Genomic DNA, 23,605 nt, shown 5'->3' on the forward strand with positions numbered 1-23,605 from the left:
TTTGCCGCAAGGGCCGCAGCGCCGCCGGCGCATCGCCGGCTCGACCCGACGACGGAGACGACAATGAAATTTTTCAATATCGCGCTGATCGGCTGCGGGCTTTTGATTTCCGGAGCAGCCCTGGCGAAAGATAGGCGCCGGGCGCCGCCGCCCGCCCGCGCCGATCAATATTATGGCCTGTATCAGGGCCCCTCCGCGGGCGGGGCGCCGGACTTCGCGGTTCAATATGGCGCCGTCACGAACCCGCGCGGCGCGAGCGGCAGCCTCGGCGCAATTCTGGAAGGAAGAAATCCGGCGCCTGGCCTCAATTGAAAGAGCCGGCGCTGATTTCCCCTCGCCGGCGGCTCCGGTCGACGGCGACCTTCGGAGCTTCCGGATGTGTCCATCCAAAGGCATCGTGATCTAAAGCGCTTACCGACCGAATGGAGTCATGCGGTCGATAAGACATCGCCCCTGCTTCGAAGGTGAGGCATATTCCGTTCGATCAGTTTGACTCAAACTGATCGGAACAGGCTCTAGTGCGGGATGGGCGTCTCTTTCGTGCGCGGCGGCAGCAGCGGATATTCGATCCGGGGCTGTTCTCCCGTCAGGCTGCCCAGAAAAGCTGTGACGTCCTTGACCTCTTGCGGCGTCAACTCTGTTCCAAGCTGTGCGACGCCCATGACGGCGACCGCCTGTTCAAGGCTCCAGACTTGGCCCGAATGGAAGTAGGGAGCCCTCAGCGCCACATTGCGCAGCGGCGCGACGCGGAACACGTAATCGTCCGAGGCGGTTTTGGTGACCATGAAGCGGCCGTGGTCGTCTCGCGGGAGGACGTCTGCGCCGGGCTTTTCGATCACGCCGAATGGGAAATAGCCGTCGCCGCCGATGTTTACGCCATTGTGGCAGGCCGAGCAGCCCTTATCCATGAACAGGCGCAAGCCGGATTTTTGCGTGACGGTGAGAGCGTTGTCGTCGCCCGCGAGAAACTGGTCGAAGGGCGAGGCCGGCGTGATTAGCGTCGCCTCGAACGCTTCAAGCGCCTTCGCGACATTGTCGAACGTCACGGGGTCGGCGACTTTGGGAAAGGCGCGCTGAAAGTCAGCGACATATTCCGGCATCGATTTCAGCACGGCCAGAAGGACATCCGCGGTCGCGTTCATCTCGATCGGATTTTGCAGCGGCCCTTTCGCCTGCGCCGCGAGATCCGCAGCGCGGCCGTCCCAAAATTGGGCGATGTTAAACACGGAATTGAACACGGTCGGCGCCCGGCGCGGACCGCGCTGCCAGCCATGGCCGACCGAGGTCGGACCGGCGTCCGAACCGCCCGCGCCAACGTCGTGGCAGCTGTTGCAGCTGAGCGCCTGACTGCCCGACAGCCGCGGATCGAAAAACAGCTTTCGGCCAAGAGTGATTTTTTCGGGGGTAACCGGATTTCCGCGGACCTCCGGAACCGTGGATGGAATGGGCTTGAAAACCGCCAGCGCGTCGTTGCGCAAGTCATCCGCCGAGGCGATTTGCGCACAAAGGATCGCCGCCGCCGCGACTGCCAAGCGCTTCATTGTCAACTCCTTTAGACCCAATCGAAAATCGAGATAACTCTTAAGCTAGCGCTTTCAGAGCTGTCTTAGATTTGATCTAAATTAATCCGATGTTGTTTTTATATAGCCGCGCAAACGAGCGGTCGTCCTGCGTCTTGAAGCCGCGAGCGAATGGTTCAAAGCCGCGGCGCCTTCGGGTAAATTGCCGCGAGCTTATCGATTCGGGATCCCCATGCGTTTCAGACTGTCGCCTCCGGGCTTTCCCGTTTTCCTTGTTTCCGTCGTTCTCGCCGGGCTCGCCATCGCGACGCTTTATTGGCGGGTGCCGGTGGTGGGCGCCTATGTGAGCTCGCATCGCTTCTGGGTTCTGGCGGGCGCCTATCTGGCGCTTCTGCTGGGGGTTATCGTCGAGGGGTTGTAACCGCCGCAGCCGCGCTCGCCTTTCCGGGCCGGTTCGCACCCTTCCAACACCGGCCGATTCACCCCATATTGGGACGATGTCGAAGCCGCCCCAATCTTCCGTCCCCGCTAAGCGCGCCGCCGCCAAGGCGACGAAAACGCCCCGCTCCAAGGCCTCGAAGCCCGAGGTCAAGCCGCTCGGCGAACATCTTGCCGCCTTGCTGAACCCGGCGCTGAACCAGAAGCAGCCGGGTTTTTCCGAGGCGCCCGCGGCCTATGACGCCGGCCCGGCATCCCGCATCGACGCGCAGCTTGCCGAATCGCTTGGCCGTTCTCCGGACCGTGGCGCGAACGGGTCTTCGGCTCCGCTCTATCAGCCGCCCGGCCTCAGCGGCGCCGTCGCCACCGTCGAATCGCTAAAGGACCTGCTTGAGCGCGGCGATCCCAATCTGCGCGAGACAAAGCCCTGGACTCCGCATCGCCCCGACCGCCCCGACAAGAGCGAAGGCGGCGTCAAATTCAAGCTCGTGTCCGAATATGAGCCGAAGGGCGATCAGCCGGCGGCCATCGCCGAACTGGTCAAGGGCATCGCGGCGCATGAGCGCGATCAGGTTCTGCTTGGCGTCACGGGCTCCGGCAAGACTTTCACCATGGCGCAGGTGATCGAGCGGACCAACCGCCCGGCGCTGGTGCTCGCCCCGAACAAGACCCTTGCGGCGCAGCTCTACGGCGAATTCAAAAGCTTCTTTCCCGACAACGCCGTCGAATATTTCGTCTCTTACTATGATTACTATCAGCCGGAAGCCTATGTGCCGCGCTCCGACACCTATATCGAGAAGGAAAGCTCGATCAACGAACAGATTGACCGCATGCGCCACGCCGCGACGCGCGCGCTGCTGGAGCGCGACGACGTCATTATCGTCGCCTCGGTGTCCTGCATCTATGGCATCGGCTCGGTCGAAACCTATACGGCGATGACCTTTACGGTGAAGGCCGGCGAGCGGATCGACCAGCGCCAGCTCATCGCTGACCTCGTCGCGCTGCAATACAAGCGCTCGGCCGGCGATTTCTCGCGCGGCGTGTTTCGCGTGCGCGGCGACACCATCGACCTCTTCCCGGCCCACTATGAGGACCGCGCCTGGCGCATCAATTTCTTTGGCGATTCGATCGAAACCATTTCGGAATTCGATCCGCTCACCGGGAAAAAAACGCAGGATCTCGAATTCGTCAAAATCTACGCCAATTCGCATTATGTGACGCCGCGCCCGACCCTGTTGCAGTCGATCAAGGGCATCAAGATCGAGCTGAAGCAGCGCCTCACCGAGCTTTACGCGGGCGGGCGCCTGCTCGAGGCGCAACGGCTCGAACAGCGCTGCATGTTCGATCTCGAAATGCTGGAGGCGACCGGCTCATGCGCCGGCATCGAGAATTACTCGCGCTATCTTACCGGCCGGCGCCCCGGCGAGCCGCCGCCGACGCTGTTCGAATATTTGCCCGACAACGCTCTCGTCTTCACCGATGAATCGCATGTGACGGTGCCGCAGATTGGCGCCATGTATCGCGGCGATTTTAGGCGCAAGGCGACGCTCGCCGAATATGGCTTTCGGCTGCCGTCCTGCCTCGACAACCGGCCTCTGCGCTTCGAGGAATGGGAGGCGATGCGGCCGCAAACGGTGCATGTCTCGGCGACGCCGGGCTCATGGGAAATGGAGCGCACCGGCGGCGTCTTCGTCGAGCAGATCATCCGGCCGACCGGCCTCATCGACCCGCCGGTCGAGATCCGTCCCGCCCGCAGCCAGGTCGACGATCTTCTCGGCGAGGTGCGCGAGGTGGCGTTGCGCGGCTATCGCAGCCTGATTACCGTGCTGACCAAGCGCATGGCCGAGGACCTCACCGAATATCTGCATGAGCATGGCGTGCGCGTGCGCTACATGCATTCGGACATCGACACCATCGAGCGCATCGAGATCATCCGCGATCTGCGGCTCGGCGCCTTCGACGCGCTGGTCGGCATCAATCTGCTGCGCGAAGGCCTCGACATCCCGGAATGCAGCCTTGTCGCCATTCTCGACGCCGACAAGGAAGGGTTTTTGCGCAGCGAAACCTCGCTGGTGCAGACCATCGGCCGCGCTGCCCGCAATATCGACGGCAAGGTCATCTTGTACGCCGATCGCGAGACCGGCTCGATGCAGCGCGCCATCGCCGAAACCTCGCGGCGGCGCGACAAGCAGACCGCCTATAATCTTGAGCACGGCATCACGCCGGCCTCGATCAAGCGCGGCATTCAGGACATTCTGGGCTCGGTCTATGAGCGCGACCATGTGACGGTCGACGCCGGCCTCGTCGGGGCGCAGTCGCTCGTCGGCCATAATTTCAAGGCGACCGTCACGGACCTCGAAAAGCGCATGCGCGCCGCAGCCAGCGATCTCGATTTCGAGGAGGCCGCGCGGCTGCGCGACGAGTTGAAACGGCTGCAGGCGGTGGAGCTTGCGATCAGCGCCGATCCGATGGCGAGCCAGCGCGACGTCGAAGCCTCGGCCGGCGCCTATGCCGGCGAGCGCAAATATGGCGCGGCCGCCAATATGCCGGCCAATCGGCCGCACAAGCCGACCGACGACGAGATGGGGCCGCATAATTTCGGCGGCGGCGAAGCCAAGCCGCGGGCAGGGGCGCGGCCGGCGCCAAGAAGTACGGGAGGGAAAAGCGGGACAAGGGTGTTCAAGGGGAAGTCGCGGTGAGGCGCGGTTTGGCGGCGCTGGCCTTGTTTTTTGCCGCCAGCGCCGCCGCCGACGCCGCCCAGCAGCTGATCCCCGCGCCCTATCCCGAATCATTCGGCAATACGGCGATCCTGCCGGAAGGGGCGCCGCGCGCGTCCAGGCATCAGCATCTGAAGCCCGATCCGGTCCCGCAATCGCTGGGGCCGAACGCGCTCGGCAATCCGCAGACGGGCGGCGTCAGAAAGCATCAGAAACTGATTCCGACGCCCTATTGGCGGCAGTATCACCAGTTCCCGCGGTAAGGGCCGGCTTGTGCCCCCGATCCGCCGCCTTGCCTGCGCCGCATTTTTGACACGGGCGGCGCGGCGGGCTATGCGCGGGGCGCGGGATCGCGCTCTATCCCGGCAAGGGACGCAAGCCGGCATGTCGTCCGGCGCAAGGGCGCGCAGGGGGATCAGATGATCAAGGGCGGCCAGTTCGGTGCATTTGTTGTCGCGGCCATGATCGGGTTCTCGTCCGCGCCCGGCGGCGCGAGCGCCGCGCAATGCGGCAACAACAGCGCAGGCTTTGAGGCGTGGAAGGGCCAGTTCGCCAATGAAGCCAAAGGCCGCGGCGTCGGCGCGGCGGGCGTCGCCGCCCTCCAGGGGACGCATTACAACGGGGCGACCATCGGCGCCGACCGTGGTCAGCATGGCTTCCGTCTCTCGCTCGATCAGTTCATGGCCAAGCGCGGCGGCTCGACCATCGCCGCGCGCGGGCGGTCGCTGAAGCAGTCCAATGCCGGGCTATTCGCCTCGATCCAGCAGCGCTATGGCGTGCCGGCGGGGCCGCTGATCGCCATCTGGGGCTTTGAGACCGGCTTCGGCGCGGTGCACGGCAATCAGCACGCGCTTTCGGCGGTGGCGACGCTCGCCTATGACTGCCGCCGCTCGGCCTTTTTCACCGACCAGCTTTATGCGGCGCTGACCCTGATCGACAAGGGGCTGATGTCAGCCAATGAGCGCGGCTCGATGCATGGCGAGATCGGCCAGACCCAGTTCCTGCCGAAAAATATTCTGGCCTATGGCGGCGGCGCCAATCTCGACACGCCGTCTGGCGCGCTCAATGCGACGGCGGCTTTCCTGAAAGCGCATGGCTGGCAGGCCGGCGCGGGCTATCAGCCGGGCGAGGCGAATTTCGCGGCGCTTCAGGCCTGGAACGCGGCGAGCGTCTATCAGCAGGCGATCGCGATGGTCGGCCAGAAGATCGACGGCGGCGACGCGGCCGCGCGGCGCTGAGGCCGACACAAGCCAGGTCGCAGCCATGCCGGGCCGCGGTCTAATAGGTCGCAGCCAGCTTCGTCGCGAAGGCTGCGACCGTCTTCGCGTAAATCTCTGATTCGTTCCATTTCTGAATGACTGCGAAATTCGGCTCGCCCGGCTGATAGCCCGCGCCGGCCTGCCAGCCATAGCCTTTCAGATAGTTCGCCGTAGAGGCGAGCGCATCGAGCGGGTCGCGGATCAGGTCGCGCCGGCCGTTGCCGTTGAAATCGACGGCGTATTTCAGATAGGACGAGGGCATGAACTGGGTCTGGCCGAGTTCGCCCGCCCAGGCGCCGCGCATCGCGGCGGGCGCAAGGTCGCCGCGCGCGACGAGGCGCAGGGCGTCGAGCAATTCGGCCTGAAACTTCTCCGTACGGCGGCAATCGAAAGCCAGCGTCGCCAGCGCCTGCAGCGTTGGCTCGTCGCCGTTGACGGCGCCGAAATCCGTCTCGAGCCCCCACAGCGCGACGAGGACCGGGCCGGAGACGCCATAGGCGGCCTCGATCCGGCTCAGCGCCGAGGCGTATGTTTTCAAAAGCGTTGCGCCGCGGCGCAGGCGATCGGGGCTGATCATCCGCGCCGAGAATTGCTCGAAGCTTTGTTGGAAGACGCGCTGGCCGTGATCCTTGGCGAGGATGCTCGGGCTGTAGGCGACGCCATCGAGCGCGGCGATCGCGGCGCTTGAAATGCCTTGCGCCGCGGCCTCGGTCTTGATGGACGCGATAAAGGCGGCAAATCCAGCCGGGTCGCGGCAGGTCGCGGCTGAGGAGGAGGAGAGGCAAGGGCCGGATAGAGCGAGGGCGAGGATCATAAGACGAATCATGGATCGCATGCGATCAGCTCCAGGACGGGATTGGACAAGGCGAGACAAACGGCGCGCGACCCCTCTCTAAGGGCGCTGGCCGCGCCGGACAATCGCCGCGCCCGCCGGGCCCGAAGAATCGCAAGGACAGACGCAAGCGCCGCAAAAAGCACATCGGCGCATCCCGGCATGTTCTGCCGCATTCGCGCCGGGCCAAAAACGCTATAGCTTGCGTCCGGAATGCGGGCTTTGCGGAGAGAACATGATGAATCGGACCTTCAGGATGCGATGGGGGGTTGCTGCGCTGGCAGCGGTCTCGATGGGGGCTTTGGCCTTCGCCGATGACGTGCCTTTTGCTCGGTCCGCGCGGCCGGGCGACTCCTATCTTATGAGCCTTGCCGACATCATGACCTTCGTGCAGCTCCGCCATATCAAGCTCGGCGAGGCGATTTCGGCGGGAAATGCGCCGCTCGCCGCTTTCGAGGCGCGCTTGATGGCGGATAATTTGGTCGCTTCGGCGATGCTCTATCAGTCGATCCCGATCGAATTCGTCGAGGCGGCGGCAAAGCCGCTTGTCGCGTTGCAGGATCCGGCCACACAAAAGGATCAGACGAAGGCGAAGCTCGCCTTCGCCAATCTCACGACGGCGTGCAACGCCTGCCACAAGGCCGCCGGCGTTGGTTTCGTGACCATCGCCCCGCCGAAATCCTCACCTTTCGGCAATCAGAGTTTGGCGCCGCAGCAATAGGAGGGCGGCGGCGAATCTGCGCGGAATAGAGGCGGCTTGCCTAACGCCGCGCCTCTTCAAATATCCGGCGCGTATTGAAAGTCGCCAAGGTCGCCTCCCGCTTGCGCCTGCGGTCAAACGACGTATTGTCGCGCGCCCCGCGATATGACTTCTGGTAAATTAATTTTCGTGGATAGCCGACGCAAGCGGCGCGGCGCCTGTCTTTTTGCCGGAGGGATCTGTTCGCTTTGAGCTATAACAAGGCCGGCGCGGGAACGGGCGAGCGCCATGAGGCAACGTAATGGCGGGTGACGACAAGCGCGTGGCCACAATCGGCGTCGTGACGATCTCCGATCGCGCCAGCGCGGGTATTTATGAGGATTTGAGCGGACCTGCGATCGTCGCCTATCTGACGAAGATCCTGATCTCGCCTTTCGACATCCTCCGCCGCATCATTCCGGACGGGTTCGACAGCGTGCGCGACGAATTGATCCATCTTGCCGACGAAGCTGGCTGCGACCTCATCCTGACGACGGGCGGAACCGGCCCTTCGCCGCGCGATCTGACGCCGGAAGCGACCGAGGCGGCGGCGCCCCGCGTGCTGCCGGGATTTGGCGAATTGATGCGGCAGGAAAGCCTGAAGCAGGTTCCGACCGCCATTCTGTCGCGTCAGATCGCTTCGCTGAGGGGCGCGTGTCTCGTCATCAATCTGCCGGGAAAACCGGCCTCAATCGCAACCTGTCTCGATGCGGTGTTTCCTGCGGTCCCTTATTGCCTCGATCTCATCGGCGCGGCGCGGCTCGAGACGGACGCCGCAGTGCTTAAATCCTTTCGGCCGAAGCAATAGATTGGCATGAGCATCAGCGACGCCCCTCCCACCACAGAGACGACGGCGGCCGAGCGGCTGACGGCGATGATCGCCGGCTATAAGCCGCTGCCGGGGATTCCTGACGAATTCATTGGCGCCGATGGGCGCCCCCGCGACTATTGGCTGCGCTATCTGAATTCGCTGACGGGCCTTGGCGAAGATGACATTGGCCGCCGTTTCGCCGCGGCCGACCGCCATATCCGCGACGTCGGCGTCTCCTATCGCAGCTATGGCGACACGCGCGAGCGCACCTGGCCGCTGTCGCATCTGCCGCTGCTGATCGAGGCGACCGAATGGGACCAGATCGCGCGCGGCGTCGAGCAGCGCGCCGAACTGCTTGAGCGGATCATCGCCGACATCTATGGACGGGGCGACCTCATCACCGCCGGCGATCTGCCGGCGGCGGTGGTCGCGAGCTCCGCCGATTTTTTGCATCCGCTGCATGGGGTGACGCCGCCGGGCGGCAAATTCCTGCAATTCATCGCGGTCGACCTTGGCCGCGGCCCGGACGGGCGCTGGTGGGTTCTTGGCGACAGAGCGCAGGCGCCGTCGGGCGCCGGCTATTCGCTCGCGAACCGGCTGGTGCTGTCGCGCGCCTTTCCGGCCCTCTACCGCGACATGAACGTCGAACGGCTCGCGCCCTTCTTTCAGGCCTTCCGCTACGGCCTGACGGGGCTCTCGGAACGCTCCGATCCGCGTATCTGCCTGTGGACGCCGGGGCCCCTCAACGAGACCTATTTCGAGCAGGCTTACCTCGCCCGCTACCTCGGCTTCATCCTCGTCGAAGGCGGCGATCTTACCGTGCGCGACGGCAAGGTTCATGTGCGCACCATCGCCGGGCTGAAACGCGCCGATGTGATCTGGCGGCGCATCGACGGCGATTTCGCCGATCCTCTGGAGCTGAACAGCCAGTCGCGGCTGGGCGTCGCAGGTCTTGTCGACGCGGTGCGCGAGAATGGCGTTGTGCTCGCCAATGCGCTCGGCTCCGGCGTGCTCGAGGGCCCGGCCATGCTGAGCTTCATGCCGAAACTCTGCCGCAAGCTGCTCGGCGAGGATCTGCTGTTGCCGAACATCGCCACCTGGTGGTGCGGCCAGCAGAAAGAGCGCGCCTCGGTCATCAAGGATTTCGACGACCTCGCCATAGCGGGCGCCTTCGGCAATCCGGTGCTGCGCTTTCCGCAGAATCAGCCGGTGATCGCCGGGCTTCTCAACGCCGACGAAAAGACGAGGCTGATCGCCGCCATCAAGGAGCGCGGCATCGATTATGTCGGGCAGGAAGTCGTCAATCTGTCGACCACCCCGGTCTGGAACGAGGATCGCCTGACGCCGCGGCCCTTCGTGCTGCGCGTCTATGCGGCGCGCACGGCCAATGGCTGGTCGATCATGCCGGGCGGCTTCTGCCGCATCTCCGATCGCGCCGACGCGCGCGCGGTTTCGATGGGCGCTGGCGTTCAATCGGCGGATGTCTGGGTGCTGGCCGACAAGCCGGTCGAAATGATCACCCTGTTGCCGACCCATGAGACCGCGCGCATACGCCGCCTGATGGGTAATCTGCCGAGCCGGGCCGCGGACAATCTGTTCTGGCTCGGGCGCTACCTTGAACGGGTCGAGGCGACCTTGCGCCTCATTCGCTGTCTCGCCGGCCGGATGATCAATATCGACGCCGAGACTGGCCTCGCCGGCTGGACCATCAAGAAGGTGACGGGTCTTCTCGTCGCCTGGCACGCCGCGCCGAAGGCGGCGGCGCGCGATCTTCTGAAGCTTTGCAGCATAGCTTTGCACAGCGAGGCGGATTACGGCTCCGCGCTCTCGCTCGTGCGCGACGCGCGCCGCGCTGCGTCGGTCATTCGCGAAAGGCTGTCGCCGGATACGCTGAGGCTGATCGACGAACTGCATCAATCGATCGGCGAGAACCGCAAGCCGGTGCTCAGCGAGGCCGACGCCTACGAGCAGGCCGACGCCGCGCTGCGGACCATCGCGGCGCTGTCCGGGCTGGCTCAGGAAAACATGAACCGCGGCGCCGGCTGGCGTCTGTTCGATATCGGCCGGCGCCTCGAGCGGGCGATCAACTCCTGCCGCTTCGCCCGCCAGTTCTCCGGCGCGAACGCGCCCGCGGACGATCTCGAGGTGCTGCTCGATCTGGCCGACTCGCAGATCACCTACCGTTCGCGCTATCTAATGGGAGTCGAGCTCAATACGGTGCGCGACATGGTCGTGCTCGATCCGTTCAACCCCCGCTCGGTCGCCTTCCAGCTGGAGCGGCTTGGCGAGCATCTCGAAAATCTTCCTGTTCTCAGCGACGACGGCATGCTGGAAAAACCGCGTCGGCAGATCATCAAGATCGCGGCCGAGGTCACGACGGCGGTCGCCGCCGATCTCGACACCGATCTCATTCTCAGCTTCGAAAAACGTCTTCTTGAACTGGCGGAAGCCGTCGCGGCCCGCTATTTCCTGCAAGGTCCGCACAATACGCGCGCGGATCGCTGGAGCGGCCTCGCTTGATCTACGACATTCACCATGTGACGACCTATGAATATGGCACGCCGGTGCGCTATGCGCATTGCTCGCTGCGGCTGTCGCCGATCGATCTGCCGGGTCAGAAAGTTCTGTCGAACCGGCTGATCATCGATCCGACGCCTTCGCAGCTGATCGAGCGGGTCTGCTTCTTCGGCAATCGCGTCTCTTCGATGACGATTTCGACCGAGCATAGCGAGCTCGTCGTCGAGGTCGACACCAGCGTCGACGTCGATCGTCCGCCGCCGCCCGAGCCGTCGTCGACGCCGCCATTCGAGGACGTCCGCGAAGAAGCCTATGACAGCGAGTCGCTCGACAAGGACTCGCCGGTGCATTTCCTGCAGCCGAGCCGCTACGTGCCGCGCTTCGCCCCGGCGGTCGACTATGCGCGGGAGAGCTTTACGCCCGGACGGCCGGTGCTGGAAGGCGCAGCGGAGTTGATGCGGCGCATTCGCAGCGACTTCAAATATGATCCGAAAGCGACCGTCGTCTCGACCCCGATCTCCGAGGCGTTCGAAAAGCGCCGCGGCGTCTGCCAGGATTTCGCCCATATCATGATCGCCGCGCTGCGCGGGCTTGGCCTGCCGGCGGCCTATATCAGCGGCTATATCCGCACCATTCCGCCGCCGGGCAAGAAGCGGCTCGAAGGGGCCGACGCCATGCACGCCTGGGTCTCGGTCTGGTGCGGCGCAGAGGTCGGCTGGGTCGATCTCGATCCGACCAATTCGATGATGATCGGCAACGACCACATCACCCTCGCCAAGGGCCGCGACTACGCCGATATCTCCCCCGTCGCCGGCATCATCCTCGGCGCCAAGGAGCAGGATGTCGACGTGCAGGTCGACGTCATCCCGCGCGACGAAGTCGAGGTCGAGGTGGAGTAGGGGCTGCCGCGCAGGCCCCGGCTCCTCCCGCGGCGAGATTCCTCGACGCGGCAAGGCTCCTCCCCCCGCGCCGCGTCTTACGACAGTGAGGCGATGATCTCGCGATAGGCCGTCTCTGGAAACGCCTTCAGCGTTTGTGTCCGGACATTGCCGAGCATGCCGAGCTGCATGGCGAAGCGCGCCGCCACGGCGTCATCGGGCGCCTCGTAGACGCCGATGAGGTCGAAAGCCCCCATCGTCAGAAAGACATGCTTGAAATCGCCGCCCATGTCCTTTAGCGCGCGTTTGGCGGCGTCGAGCCGCCGCGGCGAATCCTTGACCTGGGCGGCGCCCTGATCGGTCCAGTTCAGCAACAGAACATAGGTTGTCATAGCAGACCTCCCGGCTGTAGGGCCGGCGTCTTGAGCGCGCCGGCTCTGTTTTGGGCTTGGACCGCCGATTTGATTGCGCGGGCCGCGCCCGACGACGAAGACTCCACAAATTCTTTCTTAACGAATTCTTCACCCTAAATTGGGAAGCCTGTCCCGGCGAATTTATTCCGCCGCAAAGATCCGATCTGCTGAGGACAGCCGTCCCACCCCGATCCCGAAAGCTGAATGATAACTCTTTATCATCATCCCCTCTGCGCCCATTCGCGTTTCGTCAGGCTGCTGCTGGGGGAATATGGGATCGAACCACGCCTGATCGAAGAGGACTCCTTCGAGCGCCGCCGTGATTTTCTGATCCTCGACCCCGCCGGCCAGACGCCGGTGCTGATTGAGCATCCGTCCGTCGTCGTGCCGGGGGCGGCGACAATCGCCGAATATTTCGACGAGACGCGCGGCGTCTCGCTCGGCAAGCATCGGCTCTTGCCGGAAGATCCGCTGTCGCGCGTCGAAGTGCGGCGCCTCTCCGACTGGTTCGGCCAAAAATTCTTCGCCGAGGTCACCAATTGGCTCGTGACCGAAAAAGTCTATAAGCGCTTTCGGCCGCGCGAGCGCGGCGGCGGCGCGCCGGACATGGATCTCGTGCGCGCGGCGCGCGCCAACATCCGCACCCATTTGCGTTATATTGAATATCTGGCGGGCGGGCGGAAATGGCTCGCGGGGGAGCGGCTGTCGCACGCCGACCTTGCCGCCGCCGCCCAATTGTCCTGCGTCGATTTTCTGGGCGACGTCCCATGGGAAGACTATGAAACGGCGAAGCTTTGGTACTCGAGAGTGAAATCACGTCCGGCGTTCCGCGCGCTGCTCGCCGATCGCCTGCCGGGGATGAGCCCGGCGCCGGTCTACGCGGATCTCGACTTCTGAACGAGCGCCTTGCGGCGCGGCTCGAAGCGAAAGCGAAGGAACTCGGCTTTGACGTCTTGAAAATCACGCAGCCTTCGGTGGGCGGCGCCGGCGCGCGCCTCGCCGAGTGGATCGAGGCGGGCTTTGCCGGCGAGATGGACTGGATGGCGGAGACGGCAGAGCGCCGCGCCGACCCTGCGTTGATTTTCCCGCAGGCGCGCTCAGCGATCATGCTCGGCGTCAATTACGGCCCGGCGGCGAACCCGCTGGCGGGCCTTGCGCAAAAGAGCGCCGGCAATCTCTCGGTCTACGCCCGCAATCGCGACTATCACGATCTTATCAAGGGACGCCTCAAGCAGCTTGCGGGTTTTCTCTCGGCCGCCGCGCGCGCCGCCGGGCTGGAGGCGCCGCAGATCAAGGTTTTCGTCGATACCGCGCCCGTGATGGAAAAGCCGCTGGCGCAGGCGGCGGGGCTCGGCTGGCAGGGCAAGCACACCAATCTGGTCTCGCGCGAATTCGGCTCCTGGCTTTTCCTTGGCTCGATCTTCACCAGCCTCGAATTGCCGGCGGATCAGCCGGAGCGCGATCATTGCGGCAATTGCAGCGCCTGTCTCGACATTTGCCCGACGCAGGCGTTCCCGGCGCCCCATGTGCTCGATGCGCGGCGCTGCATTTCCTATCTGACGATCGAGCACAAGGGCCATATCGCGCCAGAATTTCGGGAGAAGATCGGCAACCGCATCTACGGTTGCGACGATTGCCTCGCGGTCTGCCCGTGGAATAAATTTGCGCAGGACGCGCGCGAGATCAGGCTGCAGCCGCGGGACGATATGAGCGCGCCGCCGCTGGCCAAGTTGCTGCGGCTCAATGAGGCCGCGTTCAGAGATCTGTTTTCGGGCAGTCCGGTCAAACGCATCGGCTTTGCGCGTTTCATGCGAAATGTGCTGATCGCGGCGGGCAATTCGGGCGCGCCGGAGCTTGGCCCGGAGGCCCTGCGCCATCTTGACGCCGCCTCGCCATTGATGCGGGCGATGGCCGTCTGGGCGCTGTCGCGCCTCGCGCCGGACTTGCTCGCGGATCATAACGCTCTGGCGGCGCGCGAAACGGATGTCGGGGCGCGCCGGGAATGGGCTGCGGCGCAAAACGCTCCGGATATTGAAAAGGGTCGGCTGTCATGAAGCTTTTTGCGTTTGGTCTTGGCTATTGCGCGCAGGATTTCATCGCGCGCTTCGGCGATTTGTTCGATCAGATTTGGGGCACCGTGCGCAGCGCCGACAAGGCGAAGGAGCTGGCGAACGAGAACGTCGAGGTCTTCGTGTTCGGGCCGGACCGCGAGGACCCCGGCATCACGGAGAAGATGCTCGCCGCCGATGTGCTCTTGATCTCGATCCCGCCCGGCGTCTCGGTCGATCCGGTTCTGGCGCGCTACGGCCAAAAAATCGCCAGCCTACGCACGCCGCAAATCATCGTCTATCTTTCGACGATCGGCGTCTATGGCGACCGGCAGGGCGAATGGGTCGATGAGAGCGGCGTTCCGACGCCGACCTCGCAGCGCTCGAAGACGCGGCTCAATGCCGAAAAATCCTGGGCTGCGATTGGCCGCAGCCGCGACAAGACGGTGCACATCCTGCGCCTCGCCGGCATTTACGGCCCCGGCCGCAACGCGCTTTTGAACCTCAGGGACGGCAAGGCGCACCGGTTGATCAAGCCCGATCAGGTGTTCAACCGCGTCCATGTCGAGGACATCAGCCGGGCCATCGCCGCCGCCATCGCGCATGAGGGACCGGGAGGCGTCTGGAACGTCTCGGACGATGCGCCCTCGCCGCCGCAGGATGTCGTCGCCTATGCCGCGAGCCTGATGGGGATCGAACCGCCGCCGGAGCAGCCGATCGAACTGGCTGAAAATATCTCGCCCATGACGCGCAGCTTTTACGCGGAGAACAAGCGCGCCTCGAACCGCAAGCTCAAGGAGGAGCTGCACGTCGACCTCGCCTTCCCGACCTATCGCGTCGGGCTTGAGGCGCTGTGGCAGGCGGGCGAGGGGCGCTGAGGTCGCTCAGCCGTCGGTCTTGATGAAGTCGACAAAGGCCCGCAGCGGCGCCGGCATGTGGATCCGGCTTGCATAATAGAGGAAGGGGCCGGAAAAGCTCTGGCCCCAGGGCTCGAGGATGGCGACAAGCTCGCCGGTCTCGAGCCGCGGCAGCAAAAACTCCTCAAAGCCATAGATCACGCCAAGCCCCGCGACCGCCGCGGCCACTTCGAGTTCGGCCGTGTTGGCGACGAGCGGGCCTTCGGGGCTGATCTTTACGACCTCGCCGCCGCATTCGAATTCCCAGGGCGATGTAACGCCGCTCTCGAAACGATGGCGGATGCAGCGATGGTTGACGAGCTCTTTCGGATGCGCCGGCTCTGCGTGCGCCGCCAGATAGGCGGGCGAGGCCGCCGCGACGAAACGCTGGACGCGCGGCCCAATCGGCACGGCGATCATGTCACGCGCGAGGCGCTCCTCATAGCGCACGCCGGCGTCAAAGCCCGCGGCAAGCACGTCGATGAAACTGTCGCTGGCCATGACTTCCAGCGTCACCCCAGGGTGGGCGGCCAAGAAACGGCAGGCGATCGGCGGCAGGATTTTTGCCGCGACGATCCCTGGCGCGTTGAGCCGCAGCACGCCCCTTGGACTGTCGCGGAAGCTGTTGACGGCGTCGAGCGCGCCCGCGATATCGCTGAGCGCCGGAGCCAGCCGCTCCATCAGCCGCATTCCAGCTTCCGTCGGCGTCACGCTGCGCGTCGTGCGGTTGAGCAGGCGCACGCCGAGCCGAGCTTCGAGGCGGCGCAGGGCCTCCGAGAGCGAAGACGCGGAGCCGCCCCGCAGTGCGGCTGCGCCGCGAAAGCTTCGCGCCTGAGCGACGGCGACGAAAGCGTCGAGCTCGGACAAATTGGGCGGCATCGTTCGCTCCTCCGTACGCTGCGTTCAGAATTGAACGGATTATCGCACAGGAGGCCCGGCCCTATAATCATGTCTTCCAGTAAAAGAAATGGGAGCTTGCCAATGAAAACGCGTCAACTTGGGGCCAAAGGGCCGCCGGTCTCGGCCATCGGCCTTGGCTGCATGGGAATGTCGGATCTCTATGGAAAGTCAGATCGGGACGAAGGCATCGCGACCTTCCATGCGGCGCTCGATGCGGGCGTGACCCTTCTCGACACCGGGGATTTCTATGGCATGGGCCATAATGAGATGCTGATCGCCGAGGCGCTGCAGGGGGTAAGCCGCGACGCCTTTCAGGTCAGCGTCAAATTTGGGGCGCAACGCGACCCCGCCGGCGCCTTTATCGGTCTCGACGCCCGCCCGCAGGCGGTCAAGACGTCGCTTGCCTATTCGCTGCGCCGGATGCGGCTCGACTATATCGACCTCTATCGCCCGGCGCGCCTCGATCCGAATGTGCCGATCGAGGACACGATCGGCGCCATCGCGGATATGGTCAAGGCCGGCTATGTCAGGCAAATCGGCCTGTCCGAGGTCGGCAGCGAGACGCTGCGGCGCGCGGCCGCCGTGCATCCGATCGCGGATCTGCAAATCGAATATTCGCTGATCTCGCGTGAGATTGAGAGCGGCGTTCTCTCCACATGCCGCGAACTTGGAATCGCGCTCACGGCCTATGGCGTGCTGTCGCGCGGATTGATTAGCGGGCATTGGCGCCCCGGGCCGCTCGAGCCGGGCGATTTTCGCGCGCGCAGTCCGCGTTTTCAGGAGGGCAATGTCGACAAGAATCTTCAGCTCGTCGAGGCGCTGCGGAAACTTGCCGCAGACAAGGGCGCAAGCGTCGCGCAGATTGCGATCGCCTGGGTTCTGGCGCAGGGCGAGGACATCATCCCGCTCATCGGCGCGCGGCGGCGCGACCGTCTTGCCGAGGCGCTCGGCGCCCTCGACGTTACGCTGACGCCGCGGGAGTTTGCCGCCATCGAGGCGATCGCGCCAAAAGGCGTCGCCGCGGGCCAGCGCTACGACGCCGCCCAGATGGCACATCTCGACAGCGAGCGGGGATAGGTCTCAGGGCGGTCCACGCAGCGGCGCCGATAGCGTCACGCGCAGGCCCGGCTTGTTGTCCTCATAGGTGAGCTCGCCGCCGAGCTGCGACACGAGGGCCTCCAGCATTCGCGCGCCAAATCCTTTACGCGCCGCCGGCGCCTTGCCGGCGCCCCTGTCGGAGAGGACGAGGCGCAGGTTGCCGTGCTCTTCGCTCAGTTTGAGGACGACCGGGCCCGGCGCGCCGCCATAGGCATATTTGTTGGCGTTGATCAAAAGCTCCGTCAGAATGAGGCCGAGAGCGATCGCCTGATCGGTTGACGCCGAGACCGGCGCAAGGTCGAGCGTGATATTTTCCGTCCAGCCGGATCCGAGGGCGATGATGGCGTCGGCGACAAGCTCCTCGAAATAGCGGCTGAGTTCGAGGATTTCGATCTGGTCGCCGCGATAGAGGCGCTTGTGCAACAAGGCGACGGCGCCGATGCGCCGGTTCGCCTCGTCGATCGCGGCGCGCAGGCTGGAGTCCTGCGACTGCATGCCCTGGAGTGTAAGGAAGCTGGAGACGAGCTGCAGGCTGTTTTGAACGCGATGGTTCACTTCCCCAATCAGATATTGTTTCTGCTCGAGCAGAAGATCCTTGTCCCGCAGCGTGTCAGTCAAGCGCCGGTTAAGGTCGCGCACGCGCCAGTTCTGGCGCGCTTCGAGCACGGCGCTGGCGAGCTGCGCCGACGCCTCGATCTCGGCGAGGCTCCAGTCGCGCGCCCGGCCGAACACCGTCTCGGACCACATCTCGAAGGAGGCGCGCGGCGTCAGCTCGGCGGCCGCGCCGGCTTGGGGATCTTTGTGCGGATTGCCAGCCCATTTGACGATTTCGATCTTCTCGGCGCGAAACCACAAGATCAGCCAGGGCTCCTCGAAAGACAGCACCGCCGCGACGACGCCGCTGGCCGGCGCCCGATACGCCGCGGCCTCGGGATAGAGCTGCGCCAACCGGTCGGTGGAAAAGGACGTCTTTCCGCGCGAAACGATCCAGCGGGCGAGGGCGGATATTTCGTGGTTTTTCGGACCTTCCCCGCCAGCGATCAGGTCGGCGCCGCGCAGGATGGCGACGCCGTCGCTGCGCAACATCCGCGCGAGCTCGGCGAGATGGTTCGAAACGGCGTCGTTAAGCGACCCCTCCCGCGCGAGCACCTCGACCAGTCCGGCTGAAAAATTGGTCAGCCGCAGCTGCTCGCGATAGGTCTCAGCCTCTTCCCTGGCCTTGATCTGCTGCGCGAGGGAGACGGCAAGCGCCCGGCAGACGTTGCGCGCATCATGGGTAAGGCCGAGCGGCTGCATGTTGTGGCAGGCGATCAGCCCCCAAAGCCGACCGCCCGTCACGATGGAAACCGAGGCGGAGGCGCAAACGCCCATATTGCGCAAATATTGCAAATGGATCGGCGAGACGCTGCGCAGCGCGCAATCGCTGAGGTCGAGAGCCGCCGTTGGCCCCGAGGGCCGCAGCGGCACAGCTTGATAGTCGATCGTCGGGATCGTCCTCACGAGATTGCGGACGTAGAGCGCCCGCGCCTGCCGGGGAATATCGGAGGCGGGAAAGTGATGATGCAGAAAAGACCCAAGATCTTCGCAACGCGATTCCGCGACAACGCGGCCTGAGTCGTCGTCAAGGAAGCGGTAAACCATCACCCGGTCGAAGCCTGTCAGCGCGCGGAATTTTTCAGCGGCGACGTCGCAAAGCTGCTGAATATTGTCTGTGTTTTGAAACTCCGTGGTCGCCGCTTCGAGCTCAGAGAGAACAAACGCGGCCGGCGACGCGTCTGTTGACGCTGGCTCGAACTCGACAAAAAGGACGTCCTTCGTGGCGTGAACACTGACGTCGAGCCGCTCTGCTCCCGCTGTTTCGATCCGCCCCAGAAAAAGACCTGCAGGCCCCTCCGGCGTTTCCGCCGCGCGCGCCGCCCACGCCTCGCCGATGAAATCAGACAGGGGGCGGGACAGCCAATCCCCTGCGCCGAGGCGACCTTCCACGTCGCCAGCCGCCATATTTACGCTCAAGCTCTCGCGCCCGGCGACCAGCAATAGCCCATGCGGCTGGATAGCCCCCGGAACGTGAATCGGTTCGCGGTCGCAGGCGGTGATATTTATGAGATCCATGGCGCCTCTTCGGACATCTACGCATGAATGCGCTTCTTGCGTAAGCCGGGGCGCAGTCGAGGTGGTCGAAACCCAGGAAATAGGGCGGCTCTGGCGGAGCTTCGTGACGAGCGTTTCGCGCGCGCCATATTGGCCGCGCCCGACGCGATCGGCTATCATCGTCGCCAAATTCCTGGACCTGCGCAGTTTTGCGCCTGGAGGCCATTGATGACGAAGTCGCACCCGGGCGAGGCCAATCCTCTGCTCGAACCCTGGACCGGGCCGTTCGAGGCGCCGCCCTTCGACCTCATCCGCTCCGATGAATTTCGTGCCGCGTTCGATCGCGCGCTGGCCGAGGCGCGGGCCGAAACCGACGCCATCGCGGCCAATCCAGAGCCGCCGACCTTCGCCAATACGATTGAGGCGGTCGAGCGCAGCGGGAAGAACCTCGACAAGGTCGCCAGCGTCTTTTTCAATCTCGTCGGCACGGATTCCGATGAAACGCTGGAAGCGGTCGAGCGCGACATGGCGCCGATCCTGTCGCGTCATCGCAGCGCGTTCTTTCTGAACGAGGCCCTGTTCGCGCGGGTGGCGGAGCTGTACGCCAATCGCGCAAAGCTCGGCCTCGATCCCGAGCAGGCCCGCGTGCTCGAGCGCTATCATCTGAATTTCACGCGCAACGGCGCCGGCCTGCCGCCAGCGGCCAAGGCGCGCCTCGCCGATATCGGCGAGCGGCTCGCCAGCCTTGGCGCGCAATTCGGCCAGAATGTTTTGGCCGACGAAAAAGCCTATCTGCTGATTCTCGACATTGAAGATCTCGGCGGCCTGCCCGATTTTCTGATTGCCAGCGCGGCGCGCATCGCCGCCGAGCGCGGCCATCCCGGCAAATATGGGATCACCCTGTCGCGTTCGAGCATCGAGCCTTTCCTGCAGTTCTCAAACCGCCGCGACCTGAGGGAACGGGCGTTCCGCGCATGGTCGGCGCGCGGCGAAAGCGACGGCCACACGGATAATCGCCCGATCGCGGCCGAAATGGTGAGGCTCAGGGCCGAGCGCGCGGCGCTTCTTGGCTATGAGAGCTTCGCCCATTTCCGCCTCGCCGACACCATGGCGAAGACGCCGCAGGCGGCGCTCGATCTCCTGGAATCGGTCTGGACGCCGGCGGTGCGGCGCGCCGCGGAGGAGGAGGGGGCGCTGCAAAAGCTCGCCGCCGCCGAGGGAGAGAATTTCGCCATCGCGCCCTGGGACTGGCGCTACTATGCGGAAAAGCAGCGCAAGGCCGAATTTGACCTCGATGAGGGTGAGATCAAACCTTATCTGCAGCTCGGCAAATTGATCGAGGCCGCCTTCTACGCCGCCAACCGGCTGTTTGGGCTCAGTTTTACTGAACGGTTCGACATTCCGCTCTACAACAAGGGGGCGCGCGCCTTCGAGGTCGCGCGGGACGGCAAGCCGGTCGCGCTGTTCATCGGCGATTATCTGGCGCGGTCGTCAAAACGTAGCGGCGCGTGGATGAGCGATTTTCGCGGCCAGCACAAGCTCGATGGCGCGCAATTGCCGATCATCGTCAATGTCATGAATTTTGCGCAAGGCGGGGAGGGCGAGCCGAGCCTGCTCAGCTTCGATGACGCGCGCACCTTGTTCCATGAATTCGGCCACGGTCTGCACGGCATGCTGTCCGACGTGACCTATCCGACGCTTTCGGGCACCAATGTCGCGCGCGACTTCGTCGAATTTCCCTCGCAGCTCTATGAGCACTGGCTCGAGCAGCCCGAGATCTTGCGCCGCTTTGCGCTGCATTATGAGACGGGCGCGCCGATGCCGGAGACGCTGATCGAAAAGCTCGTCGCCGCGCGAAAATTCAATCAGGGCTTCGCGACGCTCGAATATGCCGCCTCGGCGCTGGTCGACCTCAGCCTGCATCTCAACGCGACGCCGGAGGATCTCGACGTCGTCGCGCTCGAGCAGAAGGAGCTGGCGCGCATCGGCATGCCGGAGGCGATCGCCATGCGTCACCGCACGCCGCATTTCCAGCACATCTTCTCCGGCGAATCCTATTCGGCCGGCTATTACAGCTATCTCTGGTCGGAAATTCTCGACGCGGACGGTTTTGAGGCCTTTCACGAGACAGGCGACATCTTCCATACGGAGACGGCGCGGCGGCTGCATGATTTCGTCTACGCCGCCGGCGGCAGCCGCGACTATGAGGCGGCCTACGCTGGGTTTCGCGGACGGGCGCCGTCGCCGGAAGCTCTGCTGCGCAAGCGTGGTCTCGACGGCGCGCCGGCGGAAGGCTAGAGCAAAGTCGATCTGACAGACTTTTGCTCTAACCTGTTGTTTTAACGCGTCTGCTTGGTCAAAATCTTCAGCTTCCAGGCGGCAAGCCTCACGGCGCGCGCTTCGCCCTCGCGTCGGCGACGGCTTTCTTGAAGCCGTCCAAATCGAGCGCGGCCGCGACGAGGAAGGGCCCGATCAGATAGACCGGCGTTCCGGCAAAGCTCATGCCGGTCGCCTGCTTGTCGGTGCGCTTCAATATCGCGTCGATCTCTGCCGCTTTGCCGGCAAGGTCGGCGTCGAGGCGGGCCATGTCGACGCCCGCCGCGGCGACAAGCTGGCGCGCTTCGGCTTCGCTCGACTTGCGGCGGGACGTCGCCATCAGCGCGTGATGCGCGGCGGCATATTTGCCCTGAAAATTCGCCGCGAGCGCGAGTTTGGCGGCGTAAACGGAGACCCCGCCAAAGATCGGCCAGTCCTTGTAGACGAGGCGGACATGTTTATCGGACGCCATCAGCTGCTCCAGCGCCGGCTCCGATTTCATGCAGAAGGGGCAATTATAATCGAAGAAGGCGACGATGGTGACGTCGCCGTTCGGATCGCCGCCGACGGGGGTTGCGGGATCGCTCAAAAGGGCTTCGCGGCTGAGATCGGGATCGTCGGCCGCGAGCGGAGCTGCGGCGGCGCCGACGCAAACGACCATTGCGGCGGCGACCAGCACGCCCCGCCGGGAGACTTTCGCCATTTCAATCAGCTCCGCGCCTGAAGTTGACTTGCCGTCCATCGGAGGCGGCGCGCTTTTCAGTTAAATTCCCCCGGCGCGCGCGGCAGCGGCAGGATATTGACGCCCTCCTCGATCAACAGGCGGACGTTCTCGTAACTCGCCTGACCATGGATCGGCCGATCTGGCGCCAGGCCGTGATGGATCTTCAAGGCCTCCTCGGCAAGTTTGTCGCCGAGATCGTCGGAGTTTTCGAGGACGCGCTGACGGAACGCGGCGACCATCTCGCGCAATTTTGCGTCTGCGGCGCTGAAGATCTCGACCGGGCCGCCGGCAACCGCCGGCACATCGGGGGCCGCCGCGCCTTGCGACGGTGCGGCCTGCGCAGAGACGGCGGGCGCCTCGTTAAACCGGTCGCGGCGCGCGAGCGCCGGAGCCATGATCGCTTTGGACACGGAGGCGCTTTGGCACACCGGACAGGAAATCAGGCCGGCCCCGGCCTGGGCGTCGAAAGCCACGCCCTCTTTGAACCAGCTTTCGAACTCGTGACCATCGGCGCAACGCAGCGAAAATTTGATCATCGGGCGTGATCAGCGATCAGCTGCTCGAGCTTGCCGTCGTAGTGAAGCTCATACAAATCGTCGCAGCCGCCGACGTGGCTTTCGCCGACAAAGACCTGCGGCACGCTGGTGCGGCCGGTGCGCTCGGCAAGTTCGCTACGAAGCTTCGGGTTCCCATCGACGGAGATTTCCGTGAACTCGAGATTTTTCTTTTCCAGGAGCGCCTTCGCCCTGATGCAATAGGGGCAGGTGGTCGTGGTATAGATCGTAATTTGCGCCATCCGGTGATCCTCTGCGCCTACTATAAAATAAAAAATATCGTTTTCACAAGCGCCGGAGCGGCGAGGTTGCTCATCCGCCGGGGGCGCCCTATTCTTGATTTTCTGTTTTCATGAGAGCGCTTGATGCCAAGATCGAACTCGAAATCGCGCCGCCTCCCGGGCCAGCTGAAAGCGCCGCTCGGACAACTTCCCGGTTGCCCATTTCACGAGCTACGCATCAAATTCGCGGACACGGGGCTGCGCCCGACGCGGCAGCGGCTTTCGCTTGGCTGGCTGTTGTTCTCGCGCGGAGACCGTCACATTACCGCGGAAAATCTGGCCGAGGAGGCGCAGGCCTCCAATGTCCCGGTTTCGCTCGCGACCATCTATAACAGCCTGCACCAGTTCAGCGGCGTCGGCCTGCTGCGCGAGGTCGCGGTGGACGGCACGAGAACCTATTTCGACACCAATACGCAGATCCACCATCATTTCCTGATCGATGGGACGCTGGTCGACATTCCGGAAGTGAAAATAGATCCCCTCGATCTGCCGCCGACGCCGCCGGGAAAACGCGTCGCGGCAATCGAAGTCGTAGTGCATCTTCGCGACGCGTCCGCCTGAGAGAAAACGCCC

General features: G+C 64.3%; 23 protein-coding genes. 15 read left to right on the forward strand and 8 right to left on the reverse strand.

Features of this window, described 5'->3' with window-relative positions; genetic code table 11:
- Positions 1 to 63 precede the first annotated feature (63 nt).
- Entirely contained in the window at positions 64 to 312 is a 249-nt protein-coding gene (locus CR492_RS02075; RefSeq protein ID WP_102842024.1) for a hypothetical protein, read from the forward strand.
- Between the two features lie 203 nt (positions 313 to 515).
- On the opposite strand, the gene CR492_RS02080 is transcribed toward CR492_RS02075, so the two are convergent.
- Entirely contained in the window at positions 516 to 1,541 is a 1,026-nt protein-coding gene (locus CR492_RS02080) for a cytochrome-c peroxidase (RefSeq protein ID WP_102842025.1), read from the reverse strand.
- A gap of 211 nt (positions 1,542 to 1,752) precedes the next feature.
- Between CR492_RS02080 and CR492_RS02085 the strand changes: the two genes are divergently transcribed.
- From CR492_RS02085 to CR492_RS02100, 4 genes are all read left to right on the forward strand, one after another.
- Positions 1,753 to 1,941 (forward strand): hypothetical protein, encoded by a 189-nt coding sequence (locus CR492_RS02085; protein ID WP_102842026.1) that lies wholly within the window; start codon positions 1,753 to 1,755, stop codon positions 1,939 to 1,941.
- A gap of 76 nt (positions 1,942 to 2,017) precedes the next feature.
- Positions 2,018 to 4,657, forward strand: a complete 2,640-nt coding sequence (gene uvrB / locus CR492_RS02090) for an excinuclease ABC subunit UvrB (protein WP_102842027.1) — start codon at positions 2,018 to 2,020, stop codon at positions 4,655 to 4,657.
- On the forward strand, positions 4,654 to 4,938 hold the full coding sequence (locus tag CR492_RS02095; RefSeq protein ID WP_146030141.1) for a hypothetical protein: 285 nt from the start codon (positions 4,654 to 4,656) through the stop codon (positions 4,936 to 4,938). The genes uvrB and CR492_RS02095 overlap by 4 nt, the downstream gene beginning before the upstream one ends.
- Positions 4,939 to 5,094: 156 nt before the next feature.
- A complete protein-coding gene (locus CR492_RS02100; protein WP_102842029.1) occupies positions 5,095 to 5,913 on the forward strand; it encodes a lytic murein transglycosylase in 819 nt (272 codons plus the stop codon).
- 40 nt (positions 5,914 to 5,953) lie between these two features.
- Here the strand turns inward: CR492_RS02100 and CR492_RS02105 are convergent, their stop codons facing one another.
- Positions 5,954 to 6,769 carry a lytic murein transglycosylase gene (locus CR492_RS02105; protein WP_102842030.1) on the reverse strand — a complete coding sequence of 272 codons (816 nt, stop codon included), beginning with the start codon at positions 6,767 to 6,769 and terminating at the stop codon, positions 5,954 to 5,956.
- 232 nt (positions 6,770 to 7,001) lie between these two features.
- Here CR492_RS02105 and CR492_RS02115 point away from each other — a divergent pair, with 232 nt between their 5' ends.
- From CR492_RS02115 to CR492_RS02130, 4 genes are all read left to right on the forward strand, one after another.
- Positions 7,002 to 7,487: a hypothetical protein gene (locus CR492_RS02115; RefSeq protein ID WP_146030142.1), complete on the forward strand. Its 486-nt coding sequence runs from the start codon at positions 7,002 to 7,004 to the stop codon at positions 7,485 to 7,487.
- Between the two features lie 280 nt (positions 7,488 to 7,767).
- On the forward strand, positions 7,768 to 8,313 hold the full coding sequence (gene mog, locus CR492_RS02120; protein ID WP_102842033.1) for a molybdopterin adenylyltransferase: 546 nt from the start codon (positions 7,768 to 7,770) through the stop codon (positions 8,311 to 8,313).
- A gap of 6 nt (positions 8,314 to 8,319) precedes the next feature.
- A complete protein-coding gene (locus CR492_RS02125; RefSeq protein ID WP_102842034.1) occupies positions 8,320 to 10,836 on the forward strand; it encodes a circularly permuted type 2 ATP-grasp protein in 2,517 nt (838 codons plus the stop codon).
- Positions 10,833 to 11,732 (forward strand): transglutaminase family protein, encoded by a 900-nt coding sequence (locus tag CR492_RS02130; protein WP_102842035.1) that lies wholly within the window; start codon positions 10,833 to 10,835, stop codon positions 11,730 to 11,732. The genes CR492_RS02125 and CR492_RS02130 overlap by 4 nt, the downstream gene beginning before the upstream one ends.
- A 77-nt stretch (positions 11,733 to 11,809) precedes the next feature.
- On the opposite strand, the gene CR492_RS02135 is transcribed toward CR492_RS02130, so the two are convergent.
- Positions 11,810 to 12,103 (reverse strand): GYD domain-containing protein, encoded by a 294-nt coding sequence (locus CR492_RS02135; RefSeq protein ID WP_102842036.1) that lies wholly within the window; start codon positions 12,101 to 12,103, stop codon positions 11,810 to 11,812.
- A 225-nt stretch (positions 12,104 to 12,328) separates the two neighbouring features.
- Here CR492_RS02135 and CR492_RS02140 point away from each other — a divergent pair, with 225 nt between their 5' ends.
- From CR492_RS02140 to CR492_RS02150, 3 genes are read left to right on the forward strand one after another with little or no spacing between them, the layout of a single operon-like run.
- Positions 12,329 to 13,021: a glutathione S-transferase family protein gene (locus CR492_RS02140; RefSeq protein WP_102842341.1), complete on the forward strand. Its 693-nt coding sequence runs from the start codon at positions 12,329 to 12,331 to the stop codon at positions 13,019 to 13,021.
- Positions 13,018 to 14,178: a tRNA epoxyqueuosine(34) reductase QueG gene (queG, locus tag CR492_RS02145; protein WP_102842342.1), complete on the forward strand. Its 1,161-nt coding sequence runs from the start codon at positions 13,018 to 13,020 to the stop codon at positions 14,176 to 14,178. The genes CR492_RS02140 and queG overlap by 4 nt, the downstream gene beginning before the upstream one ends.
- Positions 14,175 to 15,050 (forward strand): SDR family oxidoreductase, encoded by an 876-nt coding sequence (locus tag CR492_RS02150; RefSeq protein WP_102842037.1) that lies wholly within the window; start codon positions 14,175 to 14,177, stop codon positions 15,048 to 15,050. The genes queG and CR492_RS02150 overlap by 4 nt, the downstream gene beginning before the upstream one ends.
- 6 nt (positions 15,051 to 15,056) lie before the next feature.
- On the opposite strand, the gene CR492_RS02155 is transcribed toward CR492_RS02150, so the two are convergent.
- A complete protein-coding gene (locus tag CR492_RS02155; RefSeq protein WP_102842038.1) occupies positions 15,057 to 15,947 on the reverse strand; it encodes a LysR family transcriptional regulator in 891 nt (296 codons plus the stop codon).
- 102 nt (positions 15,948 to 16,049) lie between these two features.
- On the opposite strand from CR492_RS02155, the gene CR492_RS02160 reads away from it, so the two are divergent.
- The gene (locus tag CR492_RS02160; protein WP_102842039.1) at positions 16,050 to 17,045 is read left to right on the forward strand and encodes an aldo/keto reductase; all 996 of its coding nucleotides are present in this window, start codon (positions 16,050 to 16,052) and stop codon (positions 17,043 to 17,045) included.
- Between the two features lie 3 nt (positions 17,046 to 17,048).
- Here the strand turns inward: CR492_RS02160 and CR492_RS02165 are convergent, their stop codons facing one another.
- Positions 17,049 to 19,178: a histidine kinase dimerization/phosphoacceptor domain -containing protein gene (locus CR492_RS02165; RefSeq protein ID WP_102842040.1), complete on the reverse strand. Its 2,130-nt coding sequence runs from the start codon at positions 19,176 to 19,178 to the stop codon at positions 17,049 to 17,051.
- A gap of 207 nt (positions 19,179 to 19,385) precedes the next feature.
- On the opposite strand from CR492_RS02165, the gene CR492_RS02170 reads away from it, so the two are divergent.
- Entirely contained in the window at positions 19,386 to 21,455 is a 2,070-nt protein-coding gene (locus CR492_RS02170) for a M3 family metallopeptidase (protein ID WP_102842041.1), read from the forward strand.
- Positions 21,456 to 21,543: 88 nt separating this feature from the next.
- On the opposite strand, the gene CR492_RS02175 is transcribed toward CR492_RS02170, so the two are convergent.
- Genes CR492_RS02175 through grxC form a run of 3 tightly spaced genes read right to left on the reverse strand, consistent with a single transcriptional unit; the run spans position 21,544 to position 22,993 of the window.
- Positions 21,544 to 22,176: a DsbA family protein gene (locus CR492_RS02175; RefSeq protein WP_102842343.1), complete on the reverse strand. Its 633-nt coding sequence runs from the start codon at positions 22,174 to 22,176 to the stop codon at positions 21,544 to 21,546.
- 56 nt (positions 22,177 to 22,232) lie between these two features.
- Positions 22,233 to 22,733 (reverse strand): DUF1178 family protein, encoded by a 501-nt coding sequence (locus CR492_RS02180; protein ID WP_102842042.1) that lies wholly within the window; start codon positions 22,731 to 22,733, stop codon positions 22,233 to 22,235.
- Complete coding sequence (grxC, locus tag CR492_RS02185) at positions 22,730 to 22,993, reverse strand: glutaredoxin 3 (RefSeq protein ID WP_102842043.1); 264 nt, start codon at positions 22,991 to 22,993, stop codon at positions 22,730 to 22,732. Before grxC ends, CR492_RS02180 begins: the two co-directional genes overlap by 4 nt.
- 123 nt (positions 22,994 to 23,116) lie before the next feature.
- On the opposite strand from grxC, the gene irrA reads away from it, so the two are divergent.
- A complete protein-coding gene (irrA, locus tag CR492_RS02190; RefSeq protein WP_102842044.1) occupies positions 23,117 to 23,593 on the forward strand; it encodes an iron response transcriptional regulator IrrA in 477 nt (158 codons plus the stop codon).
- The last annotated feature ends 12 nt before the right edge of the window (positions 23,594 to 23,605 follow it).

Origin of the sequence: Methylocella silvestris, assembly GCF_002891535.1 — a bacterium.
Taxonomy (GTDB): Bacteria; Pseudomonadota; Alphaproteobacteria; order Rhizobiales; family Beijerinckiaceae; genus Methylocapsa; species Methylocapsa silvestris_A.